16 protein-coding genes are annotated in these 15,592 nt (G+C 60.8%); 6 read left to right on the top strand and 10 right to left on the bottom strand.

Going from position 1 to position 15,592, the window contains the following annotated elements:
- Window positions 1-236 precede the first annotated feature (236 nt).
- Together ACTJKS_RS10820 and ACTJKS_RS10815 are read left to right on the top strand one after the other, a co-directional pair.
- On the top strand, window positions 237-1,613 hold the full coding sequence (locus ACTJKS_RS10820) for an L-serine ammonia-lyase (RefSeq protein WP_041063379.1): 1,377 nt from the start codon (window positions 237-239) through the stop codon (window positions 1,611-1,613).
- Between the two features lie 601 nt (window positions 1,614-2,214).
- Complete coding sequence (locus tag ACTJKS_RS10815; RefSeq protein ID WP_007949927.1) at window positions 2,215-3,318, top strand: GlxA family transcriptional regulator; 1,104 nt, start codon at window positions 2,215-2,217, stop codon at window positions 3,316-3,318.
- A 92-nt stretch (window positions 3,319-3,410) separates the two neighbouring features.
- On the opposite strand, the gene ACTJKS_RS10810 is transcribed toward ACTJKS_RS10815, so the two are convergent.
- The 6 genes from ACTJKS_RS10810 to ACTJKS_RS10785 form a co-directional block, all read right to left on the bottom strand.
- Complete coding sequence (locus ACTJKS_RS10810; RefSeq protein ID WP_007962640.1) at window positions 3,411-3,674, bottom strand: hypothetical protein; 264 nt, start codon at window positions 3,672-3,674, stop codon at window positions 3,411-3,413.
- A gap of 351 nt (window positions 3,675-4,025) precedes the next feature.
- Window positions 4,026-5,189: a gamma-butyrobetaine dioxygenase gene (locus tag ACTJKS_RS10805; RefSeq protein WP_262948162.1), complete on the bottom strand. Its 1,164-nt coding sequence runs from the start codon at window positions 5,187-5,189 to the stop codon at window positions 4,026-4,028.
- Window positions 5,190-5,211: 22 nt separating this feature from the next.
- A complete protein-coding gene (locus tag ACTJKS_RS10800; RefSeq protein WP_086793591.1) occupies window positions 5,212-5,688 on the bottom strand; it encodes a thioesterase family protein in 477 nt (158 codons plus the stop codon).
- Window positions 5,689-5,812: 124 nt separating this feature from the next.
- Window positions 5,813-6,778 carry an L-carnitine dehydrogenase gene (locus tag ACTJKS_RS10795; protein ID WP_262948163.1) on the bottom strand — a complete coding sequence of 322 codons (966 nt, stop codon included), beginning with the start codon at window positions 6,776-6,778 and terminating at the stop codon, window positions 5,813-5,815.
- A 155-nt stretch (window positions 6,779-6,933) separates the two neighbouring features.
- Entirely contained in the window at window positions 6,934-7,821 is an 888-nt protein-coding gene (locus tag ACTJKS_RS10790) for a 3-keto-5-aminohexanoate cleavage protein (RefSeq protein WP_262948164.1), read from the bottom strand.
- 75 nt (window positions 7,822-7,896) lie between these two features.
- Window positions 7,897-8,841: a choline ABC transporter substrate-binding protein gene (locus ACTJKS_RS10785; RefSeq protein ID WP_047297076.1), complete on the bottom strand. Its 945-nt coding sequence runs from the start codon at window positions 8,839-8,841 to the stop codon at window positions 7,897-7,899.
- A 192-nt stretch (window positions 8,842-9,033) separates the two neighbouring features.
- Here ACTJKS_RS10785 and ACTJKS_RS10780 point away from each other — a divergent pair, with 192 nt between their 5' ends.
- Complete coding sequence (locus tag ACTJKS_RS10780) at window positions 9,034-9,978, top strand: GlxA family transcriptional regulator (protein ID WP_095121415.1); 945 nt, start codon at window positions 9,034-9,036, stop codon at window positions 9,976-9,978.
- A gap of 84 nt (window positions 9,979-10,062) precedes the next feature.
- Here the strand turns inward: ACTJKS_RS10780 and ACTJKS_RS10775 are convergent, their stop codons facing one another.
- The 4 genes from ACTJKS_RS10775 to ACTJKS_RS10760 form a co-directional block, all read right to left on the bottom strand.
- Window positions 10,063-10,479 (bottom strand): DUF3010 family protein, encoded by a 417-nt coding sequence (locus ACTJKS_RS10775; protein ID WP_095668139.1) that lies wholly within the window; start codon window positions 10,477-10,479, stop codon window positions 10,063-10,065.
- A gap of 28 nt (window positions 10,480-10,507) precedes the next feature.
- Window positions 10,508-10,831, bottom strand: coding sequence for a helix-turn-helix domain-containing protein (locus tag ACTJKS_RS10770; protein ID WP_041063348.1), 324 nt, complete (start codon window positions 10,829-10,831; stop codon window positions 10,508-10,510).
- On the bottom strand, window positions 10,815-11,069 hold the full coding sequence (locus ACTJKS_RS10765; RefSeq protein WP_041063346.1) for a type II toxin-antitoxin system RelE family toxin: 255 nt from the start codon (window positions 11,067-11,069) through the stop codon (window positions 10,815-10,817). Before ACTJKS_RS10765 ends, ACTJKS_RS10770 begins: the two co-directional genes overlap by 17 nt.
- A gap of 213 nt (window positions 11,070-11,282) precedes the next feature.
- Entirely contained in the window at window positions 11,283-11,684 is a 402-nt protein-coding gene (locus ACTJKS_RS10760; protein WP_098968461.1) for a lysozyme inhibitor LprI family protein, read from the bottom strand.
- Between the two features lie 234 nt (window positions 11,685-11,918).
- Here ACTJKS_RS10760 and ACTJKS_RS10755 point away from each other — a divergent pair, with 234 nt between their 5' ends.
- From ACTJKS_RS10755 to dgcA, 3 genes are all read left to right on the top strand, one after another.
- Entirely contained in the window at window positions 11,919-12,896 is a 978-nt protein-coding gene (locus ACTJKS_RS10755; protein ID WP_007962626.1) for a dipeptidase, read from the top strand.
- Window positions 12,897-12,974: 78 nt separating this feature from the next.
- On the top strand, window positions 12,975-13,505 hold the full coding sequence (locus ACTJKS_RS10750; RefSeq protein WP_007926354.1) for a DUF5943 domain-containing protein: 531 nt from the start codon (window positions 12,975-12,977) through the stop codon (window positions 13,503-13,505).
- A gap of 15 nt (window positions 13,506-13,520) precedes the next feature.
- Window positions 13,521-15,581, top strand: coding sequence for a dimethylglycine demethylation protein DgcA (dgcA, locus tag ACTJKS_RS10745; RefSeq protein WP_047297072.1), 2,061 nt, complete (start codon window positions 13,521-13,523; stop codon window positions 15,579-15,581).
- The last annotated feature ends 11 nt before the right edge of the window (window positions 15,582-15,592 follow it).

The raw sequence follows: 15,592 nt of genomic DNA, 5'->3' as shown, positions 1-15,592 counted from the left end.
ACGTCGTTTACAGCTTTTTTCTACCCCGTTTGGCCATCTGAACCGCATAAAAACGGCGGAAACAGGGGAGGAAACCGGCACGGCGTTGGTGGGCATGAGTGCGTCGGTGTCAGACGCCGGGCGACCTGACAAAAGCCTGATGATGCGGGCATTCCGGCGGATCGCAGCTTGAGCGTAGCAGCTCCGCCAGCGGGCGCTTAACGCCCGGGAACGGCATCCTCAGGAGCTCTGCAGCAATGGCTATCAGCGTTTTCGACCTGTTCAAAATCGGCATCGGCCCGTCCAGTTCCCACACCGTCGGCCCGATGCGCGCCGCGGCCCTGTTTGTCGAATCGCTGCGCGACCGGCACCTGCTCGAACAGGTGCGGCGTATAGAAGTGCAACTGTTCGGTTCGCTGTCGGCCACCGGTATCGGCCACGGCAGCGACAACGCAGTGATCATGGGCCTGATGGGCGAGTGGCCGGACGCAATCGACCCGTCGCAGATTGGCCCGCGAATCCAGGCCCTGCGTGAAACCCACACGCTTCTTCTGGACGGCCGTTTGTCGGTGCCGTTTGTCTGGGCGCGCGACATGCGCCTGATCGACGAGAACCTGCCGTTCCACCCCAACGCCATGACCCTGATTGCCGAAGGCGATCACGGCGAGATTCATCGCGACACCTACTATTCGGTCGGCGGCGGATTCGTGGTGGATCAGGCGCAGGCATCCAGCGGTGTGGTCGATCTGGATCGCACTGAATTGCCCTATGACTTTTCCAGCGCGGTGGAACTGCTGCAGCTGTGCCAAAAGAACAATCTGCGCGTCGCCGAATTGATGATGGCCAACGAAAAGGTCTGGCGCAGCGAAGAAGAAATCCGCGCCGGGCTGATGAAGCTGTGGCGGGCGATGCAGGATTGCGTCGAGCAGGGCCTCAAGCACGAAGGCATCCTCCCCGGTGGTTTGAATGTGCGTCGGCGTGCGGCGAAGTTGCATCGCAACCTGCAGGAATTGAACAAGCCCAACGTGATCGGTTCGACGTTGAGCGCGATGGAATGGGTCAACCTGTTCGCCTTGGCGGTCAACGAAGAAAACGCCGCGGGCGGGCGTATGGTCACGGCGCCGACCAATGGCGCGGCGGGGATCATTCCGGCGGTGTTGCACTACTTTATGAAGTTCAGCGAAGCGGTCACCGACGCCAACGTTGTCGACTACTTTCTGGGTGCGGCGGCGGTGGGGATTCTGTGCAAGAAGAACGCCTCGATCTCCGGTGCCGAAGTCGGCTGCCAGGGTGAAGTGGGTTCGGCCTGCGCGATGGCGGCAGCGGGTCTGGCAGAGATTTTGGGCGCGACGCCGGAGCAACTGTGCAACGCGGCGGAAATCGGTCTGGAACATAACCTCGGCCTGACCTGCGATCCGGTCGGTGGACTGGTGCAGGTGCCGTGCATCGAACGCAATGCGATTGCGGCGGTGAAAGCGATCAACGCGGCGCAGATGGCCTTGCGCGGCGATGGTCAGCACTTCATCTCGCTGGACCGGGTGATCCGCACCATGCGCGATACCGGCGCGGATATGCATGACAAATATAAAGAGACCTCGCGTGGTGGTTTGGCCGTTAGCGCGGTTGAGTGCTGAGACCGAGATGTCCTGTGGCGAGGGGATTTATCCCCGATGGGCTGCGAAGCGGCCCCAAATCCTGCCATCGAGTGTTGCCTGACACACCGCGCTGAATGGTTTTACGGCTGCTGCGCAGCCGATCGGGGATAAATCCCCTCGCCACAGGGTTTATGTTTGATTTGGAAGCGCCAGACCAGTCAAAACTGCTCACCAAGTGCACACGCTGATCAAATCACGCCACCTTTTAGCGCGTCGCAATCAGATAAGAGCTTTTCCCACTCGCAGTGCGCCATTCGCACTCCCTACCGTCCGTCACCCGTGCCTGCGGTGACACTCCCCACAAACTGCGCGCAGGCCAGTTCCCACAAGTGCTACCGATCTGCTCACAGGCAGCGGGGCAGGGCGCTCACCGCCGCTGATGGCACTTCGAAACAGCTGTTGGCCGACGTCTTGAATAGACACGTCGCGACGTCGTTTTCAGGAGTTATTGAACGGCCATTCAATTTTAGGCATGGCATTTGCTCTGTCATAACAAAGCCCGTCTCCCACGTGAGAACGCCGGCAATAACAAGAGCCTCCGCCTGAGGCCATCACCCGCTTTGTGTGAGGAGATACCGCGATGACGTCGTTCAACTCCGGGGCCCAACCCCAGAACCGTGCGCCTCAATCCATCGGCTTTCTGCTGCTGGACAATTTCACGCTGATTTCTCTGGCCTCCGCAGTCGAACCCCTGCGCATGGCCAACCAATTGTCCGGTCGTGAGCTGTATCGCTGGAGCACCCTGACCGTCGATGGCGGCCAGGTGTGGGCCAGTGACGGTCTGCAAATCACCCCCGATGCCTCCATGCACAAAGCCCCGCCCCTGGACACCGTGATCGTCTGCGGCGGGATCGGCATTCAACGTACCGTGACCCGCGAGCACGTGTCATGGCTGCAGAGCCAGGCGCGTCAGTCCAAGCGGCTGGGCGCGGTGTGCACCGGCAGCTGGGCCTTGGCTTGCGCCGGTCTGCTCGACGGTTTCGATTGCAGCGTGCACTGGGAATGTCTGGCGGCGATGCAGGAAGCTTTCCCGCGTGTGGCGATGAGCACTCGCTTGTTCACCCTCGACCGTAACCGTTTCACAAGTTCCGGTGGTACCGCGCCATTGGACATGATGCTGCACCTGATCAGCCGCGATCACGGTCGCGAGTTGTCCGCCGCGATCTCGGAAATGTTCGTCTACGAGCGCATCCGCAACGAGCAGGATCACCAGCGCGTGCCGCTCAAGCACATGCTCGGCACCAACCAGCCGAAGCTGCAGGAAATTGTCGCGCTGATGGAGGCCAACCTCGAAGAGCCGATCGACCTCGACGAACTGGCGGTCTACGTCGCCGTGTCGCGTCGACAGCTGGAGCGGCTGTTCCAGAAATACCTGCACTGCTCGCCGTCGCGTTACTACCTCAAGCTGCGCCTGATCCGCGCCCGGCAACTGCTCAAGCAGACGCCGATGTCGATCATCGAAGTGGCCTCGGTGTGTGGTTTCGTGTCGACGCCGCACTTCTCCAAATGCTACCGCGAATACTTCGGCATTCCGCCACGTGACGAACGCGTAGGCTCCAACACCACGCAGCAAGTGGCGATGCTGCCGCTGCCGCAGGCCATCGTGATGTCGCCGCTGTCGGGGCCGATGTCGGCGTTGAGTCAGGCGCGCAATGAGTCGACGTTTGCCAGCGTAAGGCTGTAAAGCAAAAGATCGCAGCCTGCGGCAGCTCCTACAGGGGANGATCGCATTTCAACTGTAGGAGCTGCCGCAGGCTGCGATCTTTTGATCTTCTGTCAGGCGCTATGGCTTTGCTGGTAATCCGCCAATGCCGGCAACAACTGTTTGTCGATCGCCTGACGCACCGCAGGCTGGATACTGGCGCCGCTGGTGTACATGTCCTTGACCATCTTGCGCAATTCAAACGCGCGAACATTGTCCAGACCACGCACCGCACACTCGCAGGCCTGCTCCGCTGTGGAGCCGCTCGGCACCTGAAACCCCAATGCCTTGAGCTGGCCCAACAAGTCTTCCTGATCGATCAAATCGGCATACATCATGGCGCGCTTCCTTCTTCGGCAATGGAGGTCGTGGCTCGATTCTGGTGGGCATGCGCAGGCACGGCAAGGGTGATTTGTCGCAGTGGCCGCGACGGCTATGAACAGGTCGTTTTCGGCTAACTCAGTGCCAAGGGGAGTGGGCACACTGGCCTCAGCTCGCTACAGACGGTTTGGTCACCCTCGACTGGCAGCTCCTCACAGTACCCTCTGCCCCGATCCTGTCACGGCTTGTATCGGGGCTTTTTTTAATTTTATGAAAGTCAAAAGATCGCAGCCTCCAGCAGCTCCTACAGTTGAAATGCGATCCCCTGTAGGAGCTGCCGGAGGCTGCGATCTTTTGCTTTTAGCGGTCTAGCGTTGCAACACCAGAATCCGCGACAACAACTCATCCCGATCGATGTAGCAGCCCTGGAAATGCCGCGCCCCGGTGGCCGGGTCAAACGCATTGCGCGCATGCAGCGTGCGGCGATTATCGAAGCACCACAGTTCACCCGGATTGAGTCGCTGCATCAGGCGAAAACGTGGCTCACGGGTCATCGCAATCAAGCGCCGATAGGCCCGGTACAGCAGCGGCATTTGCTCCACCGATGTATCAAATGCACCGCGCAGAAAGTTCGCCATGCGAACCTCCGCCACCCGGCCCAGCGCATCCAGCGCAATGATCGGCGCCAGGCAACGATAGTCGCTGTGGCGGTCCTTGTTGCGAAACTCCACGGGGATTTCGCACAGCGCCTGAAACAACTCCGGTGCCTCCTGACGCAACGCGTCGGCAATCGCGAAACCGTCGACAAAAATACTTTCGCCACCTTCGGCGTCATTCACCAGGCAATGCAGAAATTGCAGCCCTGGTTGCAGCTCGCGAGTCGGCAAGTCGGTGTGCAATGGCAGGTTGAAAGCGGTGTAGGCGTTGCTGTCGGCATCGGCCTTGGACTGCACGTTGAACAGCACGCCGAAGTTGCTCTCGCGGATGAACGAAATGCGCTGGGCGATCAGCTTCAGCGAACCCGGTTCGGTGGGCACGCCGCGCACTTGGGTCAGGCCGATGTCGCGTACCGCGATCAACCATTGCAGCAGCGCGCCGTTGTCGTTCATCAGCGCTGAATAGTCGAATACCGGTAGCTGCAAATTGCTGCGCCACAGATAGGGCTGGGGTTTGGCTGCCAGGCGTTCGGCGCGGGACTCGTCGTCATAGGCGTGGGCCCGCAGCCAGCCCGGATCGAAGCGACTGTGGTGGCCGTCCTGCCAGTCGATCTGCAGACAGCCGTCGCTGTCGATGTGCGCGTTGACGGGAGCCAGATCCGGCGCGGCATCGACGATCTCGAATACCTGCTCGCGGGTGACGGTATAGACGCACTGTTCACACGGGCAGTTGTCCCGCAACCAGACATGGTGAAACGGGCTGACACGGCCATCAGCCCAGGCCAGCGAAACGCGATCCGTCAGGTTCTGCACGCCGCTCAGCGCGCTGATCAACGGATAACTGCGGAAATCGGCAACAGCGGCAGCGGTGTTCATGTTGGCTCCTAGCGTGGGCGGATTACCGGGCGGGTGGCAGGGCGATGACGCGGCCGATGTAAGCCGGGGCGGGCAGATCGACTTGCTCGGCGACGATGGCTTGCAGACGGCTCAGGGTATCGGCGGTGAACGGTGCCGAGCGTGGGCCGGCGAGGTCGACGTGCAGCAGCATCTGCTCATTGCCGGCCAGTTCCTTGTCGTCGCCGGCCAAGTGCAGGCTGTGATAGAGGTGCAGGCGTTTACTGTCGTGACCGATGATCTGCGTGCGCACTTCGACCTCGGCGTCGAGCTTCACTTCGTGCAGATAATTCAGGTGCAGTTCCAGGGTGAACAGTGAGTGGCCGCTGGCCTCGCGGTTGTTACTGTCCATGCCGAGACGATCCATCAGGGCGTCCGTGGCGTAGCTGAAGATCAGCAAGTAGAAGGCGTCGCGCAGGTGGCCGTTGTAGTCGACCCAGTCGGGGATGATGGTGGTTTGGTAGGTGGTGAGGGTGGGCATGCTGTCTGTTCCATTGAGGGTGTCTGGACTGCCGTCTTCGCGAGCAGGCTCGCTCCCACACTTGAATGCAGTGACCTGTGGGAGCGAGCCTGCTCGCGAAGGGGTCGGAACTGCTGAGCAAGGATTACTCGCTGAAACTCATCCCGTGCTTTTCCTTGGTGGTCTTCACCGCCTCCAGCACCGCCAGCAGGCAGTCATCACGATAGCGCTCCAGCGCCGAAATGCTGTGGCGGCCGAGCTGATCGCTGGTGCCATCGACCACATCGTCAATCAGCTTGTCAGTCAGCTCCGGTGCCGGCAGATACGTCCACGGCAACTGCAACGCCGGGCCGAACTGCGACATGAAGTGGCGCATCCCCGCGTCGCCACCGGCCAGCGTATAGGTCAGGAACGTGCCCATGAACGACCAGCGCAGCCCGGCGCCAAAACGGATCGCGTCGTCGATCTCGCCAGTGGTCGCCACGCCGTCGTTGACCAGATGCAACGCCTCACGCCAAAGCGCTTCGAGCAGACGGTCAGCGATGAATCCCGGCACTTCCTTGCGCACATGCAGCGGGCGCATGCCGAGGGATTCGTAGACTTTCATCGCCGCTTGCACGGCCTCGGGCGCGGTGTGCTTGCCACCGACCACTTCCACCAGCGGCAGCAGGTAAACCGGATTGAACGGGTGACCGACCACGCAGCGTTCAGGGTGGGTCGAACTCTCGTAGAACTCGCTCGGCAACAGGCCGGAAGTGCTGGAGCCGATCAGCGCATCGGGTTTGGCCGCCGCGCTGATTTTGCTGTGCAGTTCCAGTTTCAGCTCAAGGCGTTCCGGAGCACTTTCCTGGATGAAGTCGGCATCGCGCACGCATTCCTCGATGGTCGCGACAAAACGCAGACGATCCTGCGATGCACCCGGCGCCAGACCGTTTTTCTCCAGTGCGCCCCAGGCGTTGGCCACGCGTTTGCGCAGCGCCGCTTCGGCACCCGGCGCCGGGTCCCAGGCCACCACGTCGAGGCCGTGGGCGAGGGCACGCGCGACCCAGCCGCTGCCGATGACACCGCTGCCGAGGGCGGCGAAGGTTTTGATGTCGGTGATAAAACTCATAGGAACTCCCTGAAAAAGGTGTTTCCTGTAGGAGCTGCCGAAGGCTGCGATCTTTTGACTTTGATTGTTTGAAGCAAGATCAAAAGATCGCAGCCTGCGGCAGCTCCTACAGGTGAAATTGGGGGGCAGTCGGGGCCCATTTTTGGGGCTGAGATTTAGCCGCGCTGGGTCAGGCACATCTTCTTGCGCCCCTCAGCCGGGGTCAGCACCCGGGCGCCGAGGCGGCTGAGGATCTCGGTGGCGCGTTCGACCAGTTGGCCGTTGGTCGCCAGCACACCCTTGTCCAGCCACAGGTTGTCTTCCAGGCCGACCCGCACGTTGCCGCCGAGCAGCACCGCTTGCGCGGCCATCGGCATCTGCATGCGGCCGATGCCGAACCCGGCCCACACCGCGTCGGCGGGCAGGTTGTCGACCATGGCTTTCATGGTGGTGGTGTCGGCCGGAGCGCCCCACGGGATGCCCAGGCACAGCTGGAACAGCGGGTTGTCGAGCAAGCCTTCCTTGATCATCTGCTTGGCGAACCACAGGTGGCCGGTGTCGAAAATTTCCAGTTCGGCCTTCACCCCCAGCTCGGTGATGCGCTTGGCGCCGGCGCGCAGTTGCGCCGGCGTCGAGACGTAAATGGTGTCGCCGTCGCCGAAGTTCAGCGTGCCGCAATCGAGGGTGCAGATTTCCGGCAGCAGTTCTTCAACGTGAGCCAGACGGGTCAGCGGGCCGACCAGATCGGTGTTCGGGCCGAACTCCATCGGGTGCTCGCCAGCACCGATTTCGAGGTCACCGCCCATGCCGGCGGTGAGGTTGACGATGATGTCGACGTCAGCCTCGCGGATGCGCTCCATTACTTCGCGGTACAGCGCCACGTCACGGCTGAACTTGCCGGTCTGTGGGTCGCGCACATGGCAGTGCACCACCGTGGCGCCGGCCTTGGCCGCCTCTACTGCGGCAGCGGCGATCTGTTTCGGGGTGACCGGCACGTGCGGGCTCTTGGCGGTCGTGTCGCCAGCACCGGTGAGTGCGCAGGTGATGATGACGTCGTGGTTCATGGTGCGGTTTCCTTCAGGCGTAATGGGGCTGTTCGCAGCCCTGTTCGGGGCTGCGAAGCGTTGATTTCCGGTGATTTATTTGCTGGTCAGTTGCAGGTTTTCAGCGGCCGGTTTGCCATCGAAGGTGGTTACACCTTCCAGCCAGCGCTGCTTGTCTTCGGGGTGATCCTTGAGCCATTGCCTGGCCGATTCGAACGCGTCCTTGTGATCGAGCAGCGGCTGCATCATCCGGCTCTCGTCTTCGGCGGTGAATGTCAGGTTGCTCAGCAGGCGACCGATGTTCGGGCACTGCTCGGCGTATTTCGGCGCGGTGACCGTCCATACCGTGGCCATGCCTTCGTTCGGACCGAGGGCGTCCTCGCTGCCGGTCAGGTAAGTCATCTTGACGTTCACGTTCATCGGGTGCGGCGCCCAGCCGAAGAACACCACGGCTTCCTTGCGGCGTACGGCGCGGTCCACGGCGGCGAGCATCCCGGCTTCGCTGGATTCGACCAGCTGGAATTTGCCGAGGCCGAACTGGTTCTTGGCGATCATTGCCTTGATCTGCGTATTGGCGCCCGAGCCCGGCTCGATGCCGTAGATCTTGCCGCCCAGTTCTTTCTCGAATTTGGCGATGTCGGCGAAGGTTTTCAGGCCCTTGTCCGCCAGATAAGTCGGCACGGCGAGGGTCGCGCGGGCGTCCTTCAGGCTTGGCGCCGGCAGGACCTTGACCTGGTTGGCGTCGACGAACGGGGTGATGGTCTGGGTCATCAGCGGGTTCCAGTAGCCGAGGAACAGATCCAGCCGCTGATCGCGAATCCCGGCGAAGATGATCTGCTGGGACGCGCTGGTTTGTTTGGTGCTGTAGCCGAGGCCGTCGAGCAGCACTTGGGTCATGGCACTGGTGGCGATCACGTCAGTCCAGTTCACGACGCCCATGCGCACGTTCTGGCACGACGCAGGTTCGGCCGCCATGACGCTGGCGCTCAAGAAAGCGGTACCGCTGAGTGCAAGAACACAGCTGCTGATCAGTCGTTTCATGTCGGGTTCCTCGGCAGGTCGTTTATTGTGGTTCCCGGCGTCTGATGCGCCGGTGATGCCAAGTTACGCAGCAATGCCCCCGTAAAAACGCACTGCGGCGACTGGCTCTTGCACTGTAGCGACCTGTGCGCTTGAACGCTGACGACAATCGGCGTATCAACGATCCACGCTACCCGCTAACCGAGTGCGCACATGTCCCAGGATTTCTACTTTCTGCTGATGCCGGGTTTTTCCGCCATCGGTTTCATCTCGGCGATCGAACCGCTGCGGGTGGCCAACCGCTTTCGCGGCGAGTTGTACCGCTGGCACGTGCTCAGCGCCGATGGCGGGGCGGTGCTGGCGAGCAATGGCATGTCGGTCAACGCCGACGCGGCGCTGGAGCCGTTGAAGAAAGGCGCGACGCTGCTGGTGGTGGCCGGGTTCGAACCGCTGAAGTTCGCCACGCCGACTCTTGAACACTGGCTGCGCCGGCTGGACAACGAAGGCGTGACCCTCGGCGCCATCGATACCGGCAGTTTCGTTCTCGCTGAAGCCGGCCTGCTCGACGGCCATCGCCTGACTCTGCACTGGGAAGCCATCGATGCGTTCAAGGAATCTTATCCACAGCTCAGCGTGACCCAGGAGCTGTTCGAGATCGACCGGCGGCGCATCACCTCCGCGGGCGGCACCGCGTCTATCGACTTGATGCTCGACTTGATCGCCCAGGCCCACGGCCCGCAACTGGCAATCCAGGTCAGCGAGCAGTTCGTGCTGGGGCGGATCCGCCCACGCAAGGACCACCAGCGCATGGAAGTCGCCACGCGTTACGGCATCAGCAACAAGAAGCTGGTGCAGGTGATTGGCGAGATGGAACAACACAGCGAACCACCGCTGACCACGCTGCAACTGGCGGAATCGATCAAGGTCACGCGGCGGCAGCTGGAGCGCTTGTTTCGGCTGCATCTGAATGACACGCCGAGCAATTTCTATCTGCGCTTGAGGTTGGAAAAGGCCCGGCAGCTGTTGCGCCAGACCGATATGAGCGTGCTGGAGGTCAGCATCGCTTGCGGGTTTGAATCGCCGTCGTATTTCACCCGCAGTTATCGAGCGAGGTTCGCCCGCTGCCCCCGCGAAGACCGGCGTACCGCTCAGGCCTAAAATCAAAAGATCGCAGCCTTCGGCAGCTCCTACATTGGAATGCATTTCCCTGTAGGAGCTGCCGAAGGCTGCGATCCTTTGATCTTACTTCTTCACCAACGCCGAACACGCCGCTTTATAAGCCTCATGTTGATACTTGTTCAGCGTCCCCGGCAGCTCAAAGTTATGCTTCTTGGCCTGCGCATTGATCGTCTGCGGCGATAAAAGCGTCACCTCACACCCCTCCAGCAACTGAAACACTCCCTCGATCTTGAATGTCGTCGGCCCACCGGCAAACTCACCCTTCTTGCTGCGCTTCTTGATCGCAATCCGGTCAATCGAATGCTCGCGTACAAACGACGCCACCTGCGCCGCGAAGCGTTTGACGTTGGCCGCCTCGTCATCATCGTCGAGGGCGATTTTCTTGGTGCTCAGTGCAACGTGGCTCAAGGCCGAACCGTCAAGGGAGGCCACGGCGATGATCGCTTCGCTGCCTTTGATTTCGATGCCGCAGATGTTCATGGGAATTCCTTTGAATGAAGAGGGCAGCCTACAACTCAAGCTGATTGGCGGTGATGCCGAACGCCGCTGCGATTTTCTCGCGGGTTGCCTTGCGTGGCTTCGCTACTGTTTCCTGTTGAGCGAACGCCGGCTGGGAAATTCCCAGACGTTTCGCCACTTCTTCCTGAGTCAGGTTCAGGTGTTCGCGCCAGGCACGGATCGGTGTCGCCCCGTCGACCATTCGACTGACCACCTCATGCGGGATCAGATCGGGCTGCATTTTCTGCGCGACGTATTGAGCGTAGGGAATGACTACGAAGGCCGGGTTGCCCTCGGCATCGTTGATGATTTGGATGTCAGTAGGTGCGTTCATCGCGTTTTTTGACCTCTTGAATACTGACCACTTTGATTGCGCCATCCCAGTCGAACATGACCCGATAATTGCCGACGCGCAGGCGGTAGGCGTAGTCATGGCCAATTAGTGCTTTGACATTGCCAACGTCAGGCATTTCGGAAAGTGCCGTAACGGCATCGCGAACCTGCCCCTGATGTGCGGTGTGCAATTTCAAGAGTTGCTTAACGGCCTTTCGTGTCCAGTGGATGCTGTTCATGGAAGAATATAAGTCTTTTATAAGATTCGCGAATCTTTGCTTATATTTTTCCGATGGCCAATCAACAACCGTTGACCGCATGTTGCGTAAAAGGCCCTTGGTTGCAGGCATTCAAGCAATTTGTGTAGGCGATGTCGAAGTGCCTTGTAGGAAGAGAGGAGGTGTGGGGTTGAAAGCCGGAGGCAGTTCCAGCTTTCAGCGGAACATTCAGGATCACTCCTGCCCAATCGACTCCAAAAACTCGGACCGTTCGTCACTCATCCGCGCCACACAGTCATTCTGCGCAATCTTGAATGCCTTGCTGCCTTCGGTGGCGGGGAAGGCTTCCACGGCGCAATCGGCGTCGCGGGTTTTCAGCCATTGTTGCTGGGCGGTTTTCAGTTTGGCGGTGATGTCGGCCAGTTGCGCGGCGTTTTTGCCGTAGGTGGCCTGCATGCGTTCGTTGAGGCTGGCGTAGTTGTCCTTGAGCAGGTCTTCGGCGGTGCTGCGGCTGTAGGTCGAGCATTCCAGGGTCTGGACGTCGTTTTCCACCGCGTCGCACGGGTTGTTGTCGGTCTCTTCGGCGGCGTGTACGCCGGTCGCAATCAGTGCCAAAGCCAGGAAGATCGATTTCATGGTTGTCGCCGCTCTAATCCAGTGGTGTATCCAAGATGCGCCAGATTCTGGCTCAAGCTGGCGGGCTTGAACAGGTAGCTGATCGGAGCGCCTGGCGACCCTTTGTCGCGGATTGACGCTTTCGGCAATTCCCCTGTCGTTTTTGCACCCGGTCGCCCCGGCACCGAGGCATATGCTGGCCCCAAAGCGCCGGCAGACGATTCGGCGCATGAATCGCCAATAAGGGGACGCCTGATGAGCCCAGCCGAATTACACGCCGACAGCATCGTTATCGACGGTCTGATCATTGCCAAATGGAACCGCGAGCTGTTCGAAGACATGCGCAAGGGCGGTCTGACGGCGGCCAACTGCACCGTGTCGGTGTGGGAAGGCTTTCAGGCGACTGTGAACAATATCGCCGCCAGCCAGAAGCTGATCCGCGAAAACAGCGATCTGGTAATGCCGGTGCGCACCACCGCCGACATCCGTCGCGCCAAGGAGCAGGGCAAGACCGGCATCCTCTTCGGCTTCCAGAATGCCCACGCGTTCGAAGACCAGATCGGCTATGTCGAGGTGTTCAAGCAGCTCGGCGTCGGCATTGTGCAGATGTGCTACAACACCCAGAACCTGGTCGGCACCGGTTGCTACGAGCGTGACGGCGGCCTGTCGGGCTTCGGCCGCGAAATCGTCGCCGAAATGAACCGCGTTGGCGTCATGTGCGACCTGTCCCACGTCGGTTCCAAGACGTCCGAGGAAGTCATCCTCGAATCGAAAAAACCGGTCTGCTATTCCCACTGCCTGCCGTCGGGTCTGAAAGAGCACCCGCGCAACAAGTCCGATGCTGAACTGAAGTTCATCGCTGACCACGGCGGTTTTGTCGGCGTGACCATGTTTGCGCCGTTCCTCGCCAAGGGCATCGATTCGACCATCGACGATTACGCCGAGGCCATCGAATACACCATGAACATCGTCGGCGAAGACGCCATCGGCATCGGCACCGACTTCACCCAGGGTCACGGCCAGGACTTCTTCGAATACCTGACCCACGACAAGGGCTACGCCCGTCGTCTGACCAGCTTCGGCAAGATCATCAACCCGCTGGGCATCCGCACTGTCGGCGAGTTCCCGAACCTGACCGAAACCCTGCTCAAGCGCGGCCACTCCGAGCGTGTGGTACGCAAGATCATGGGCGAAAACTGGGTGAACGTCTTGAAGGACGTCTGGGGCGAATAAGCCGCCGCACTTCTGAATCCTTTCCCCCGGCCGTCCGTGCCGGGGGCAACAAACCGAATTTTCTGGAGTTAAGTTTCCATGGCCAAGATCGCCCCGCAATTGCCAATCGAAGTCGACAGTGAAACCGGTGTCTGGACCTCCGACGCCCTGCCGATGCTCTACGTGCCACGCCACTTTTTCGTCAACAACCACATGGGCATCGAGGAAGTGCTGGGCGCCGACGCCTATGCCGAAATCCTCTACAAGGCCGGCTACAAGTCCGCCTGGCACTGGTGCGAAAAAGAAGCTGAATGCCACGGCCTGGAAGGCGTCGCGGTGTTCGAGCACTACATGAAGCGTCTGTCGCAACGCGGCTGGGGCCTGTTCAAGATTCAGGACATCGACCTCGACAAAGGCACCGCCAGCGTCAAGCTCGAACACTCGGCGTTCGTCTACGTGTACGGCAAGGTCGGGCGCAAGGTCGACTACATGTTCACCGGCTGGTTTGCCGGCGCCATGGATCAGATCCTCGCCGCACGCGGCAGCAAGATTCGTACGGTTGCCGAGCAAGTCTACGGTGGCTCCGAAGAAGGCCACGACGACGGCCTGTTCACCGTCAAGCCGTTGTAAGTCGAGGAACCCGCCATGGCTTTCGAAGCAATGTTCCAGCCAATTCAAATTGGCAAACTGACCATCCGCAACCGCGTGCTCAGCACCGCGCACGCCGAGGTCTACGCGACTGACGGTGGCATGACCACCGAGCGCTACGTCAAATACTACGAAGAGAAAGCCAAGGGCGGCATTGGCCTGGCGATCTGCGGCGGTTCGTCGGTGGTCGCCATCGACAGCCCGCAGCAATGGTGGAGTTCGGTGAACCTGTCCACCGACCGGATCATTCCGCACTTCCAGAATCTGGCCGACGCCATGCACAAGCACGGCGCCAAGATCATGATCCAGATTACCCACATGGGCCGACGCTCACGTTGGGACGGTTTTCACTGGCCGACCCTGATGTCGCCGTCGGGCATCCGTGAACCGGTGCACCGTGCGACCTGCAAGACCATTGAGCCGGAAGAAATCTGGCGGGTGATCGGCAACTACGCGCAAGCCGCGCGCCGCGCCAAGGCCGGTGGCCTGGACGGCGTCGAGCTGTCGGCCGTGCACCAGCACATGATCGACCAGTTCTGGAGCCCGCGCGTCAACAAGCGTACCGATGAATGGGGTGGCAGCTTCGAAGGCCGGATGAAGTTCGGTCTGGAAGTGTTGAAAGCCGTGCGCGCCGAAGTCGGTGACGATTTCTGCGTCGGCATGCGCATCTGCGGTGACGAGTTCCACCCGGACGGTCTGTCCCACGAAGACATGAAGCAGATCGCCAAGTATTACGACGATACCGGCATGCTCGATTTCATCGGCGTCGTCGGCTCGGGTTGCGACACCCACAACACCCTGGCCAACGTGATTCCGAACATGAGCTATCCGCCGGAGCCGTTCCTGCACCTGGCGGCCGGAATCAAGGAAGTGGTCAAGGTTCCAGTGCTGCATGCGCAGAACATCAAGGACCCGAACCAGGCCACGCGCATCCTTGAAGGCGGTTACGTCGACATGGTCGGCATGACCCGCGCGCACATCGCCGACCCGCACCTGATCGCCAAGATCAAGATGGGCCAGGTCGACCAGATCAAACAGTGTGTCGGCGCCAACTACTGCATCGACCGTCAGTACCAGGGTCTGGACGTGCTGTGCATCCAGAACGCCGCGACGTCCCGTGAATACATGGGCGTGCCGCACATCATCGAGAAGTCCACCGGGCCGAAACGCAAGGTGGTGATCGTCGGTGCCGGCCCAGCCGGGATGGAAGCTGCGCGTGTGGCGGCCGAACGTGGCCACGACGTGACCCTGTTCGAGAAGAAAGAATTCATCGGCGGGCAGATCACCACGGCGTCGAAAGCGCCGCAGCGTGACCAGATCGCCGGGATCACCCGCTGGTTCCAACTGGAACTGGCGCGATTGAAAGTCGACCTGCGTCTGGGCACGGCGGCGGATGCCGACACCATCATGGACCTGCGTCCGGACATCGTGGTGCTGGCGGTCGGCGGTCACCCGTACCTGGAACAGAACGAACACTGGGGCGCCGCTGAAGGGCTGGTCGTCAGCAGCTGGGACGTGCTCGACGGCAAGGTCGCGCCGGGCAAGAACGTGCTGGTCTACGACACCATTTGCGAGTTCACCGGGATGTCGGTCGCCGACTTCCTCGCCGACAAGGGCAGCCAGGTCGAGATCGTCACCGACGACATCAAACCGGGCGTGGCCATCGGCGGTACGTCGTTCCCGACCTACTACCGCAGCATGTACCCGAAAGAAGTGATCATGACCGGCGACATGATGCTGGAAAAGGTCTACCGCGAAGGCGACAAGTTGGTGGCGGTGCTGGAGAACGAATACACCGGCGCCAAAGAGGAGCGGGTGGTCGATCAGGTGGTGGTGGAAAACGGCGTGCGTCCGGACGAGGAAATCTACTACGCGCTCAAAGAGGGTTCGCGCAACAAGGGCCAGATCGACGTCGAAGCGTTGTTCGCGATCCAGCCACAACCTTCGCTGAGCAGCACCGGTGACGGCTACTTGCTGTTCCGCATCGGCGACTGCGTGGCGCAGCGTAATACCCATGCTGCGATCTATGACGCCCTGCGGCTCTGCAAAGACTTCTGACGGCTTGCACA

Source organism: Pseudomonas sp. 22189 (assembly GCF_052045635.1).
GTDB lineage: Bacteria > Pseudomonadota > Gammaproteobacteria > Pseudomonadales > Pseudomonadaceae > Aquipseudomonas > Aquipseudomonas parakoreensis.
Note: the sequence above shows the minus strand (reverse complement) of the source record. Positions and strands in the feature narration are given on the sequence as shown.

Bases quoted from the DNA above. Each gene is read 5' to 3' on its own strand.
- ACTJKS_RS10820 (WP_041063379.1), top strand. From the start codon at position 237: ATGGCTATCAGCGTTTTCGACCTGTTCAAAATCGGCATCGGCCCGTCC.
- ACTJKS_RS10815 (WP_007949927.1), top strand. From the start codon at position 2,215: ATGACGTCGTTCAACTCCGGGGCCCAACCCCAGAACCGTGCGCCTCAA.
- ACTJKS_RS10810 (WP_007962640.1), bottom strand. From the start codon at position 3,674: ATGATGTATGCCGATTTGATCGATCAGGAAGACTTGTTGGGCCAGCTC.
- ACTJKS_RS10805 (WP_262948162.1), bottom strand. From the start codon at position 5,189: ATGAACACCGCTGCCGCTGTTGCCGATTTCCGCAGTTATCCGTTGATC.
- ACTJKS_RS10800 (WP_086793591.1), bottom strand. From the start codon at position 5,688: ATGCCCACCCTCACCACCTACCAAACCACCATCATCCCCGACTGGGTC.
- ACTJKS_RS10795 (WP_262948163.1), bottom strand. From the start codon at position 6,778: ATGAGTTTTATCACCGACATCAAAACCTTCGCCGCCCTCGGCAGCGGT.
- ACTJKS_RS10790 (WP_262948164.1), bottom strand. From the start codon at position 7,821: ATGAACCACGACGTCATCATCACCTGCGCACTCACCGGTGCTGGCGAC.
- ACTJKS_RS10785 (WP_047297076.1), bottom strand. From the start codon at position 8,841: ATGAAACGACTGATCAGCAGCTGTGTTCTTGCACTCAGCGGTACCGCT.
- ACTJKS_RS10780 (WP_095121415.1), top strand. From the start codon at position 9,034: ATGTCCCAGGATTTCTACTTTCTGCTGATGCCGGGTTTTTCCGCCATC.
- ACTJKS_RS10775 (WP_095668139.1), bottom strand. From the start codon at position 10,479: ATGAACATCTGCGGCATCGAAATCAAAGGCAGCGAAGCGATCATCGCC.
- ACTJKS_RS10770 (WP_041063348.1), bottom strand. From the start codon at position 10,831: ATGAACGCACCTACTGACATCCAAATCATCAACGATGCCGAGGGCAAC.
- ACTJKS_RS10765 (WP_041063346.1), bottom strand. From the start codon at position 11,069: ATGAACAGCATCCACTGGACACGAAAGGCCGTTAAGCAACTCTTGAAA.
- ACTJKS_RS10760 (WP_098968461.1), bottom strand. From the start codon at position 11,684: ATGAAATCGATCTTCCTGGCTTTGGCACTGATTGCGACCGGCGTACAC.
- ACTJKS_RS10755 (WP_007962626.1), top strand. From the start codon at position 11,919: ATGAGCCCAGCCGAATTACACGCCGACAGCATCGTTATCGACGGTCTG.
- ACTJKS_RS10750 (WP_007926354.1), top strand. From the start codon at position 12,975: ATGGCCAAGATCGCCCCGCAATTGCCAATCGAAGTCGACAGTGAAACC.
- dgcA (WP_047297072.1), top strand. From the start codon at position 13,521: ATGGCTTTCGAAGCAATGTTCCAGCCAATTCAAATTGGCAAACTGACC.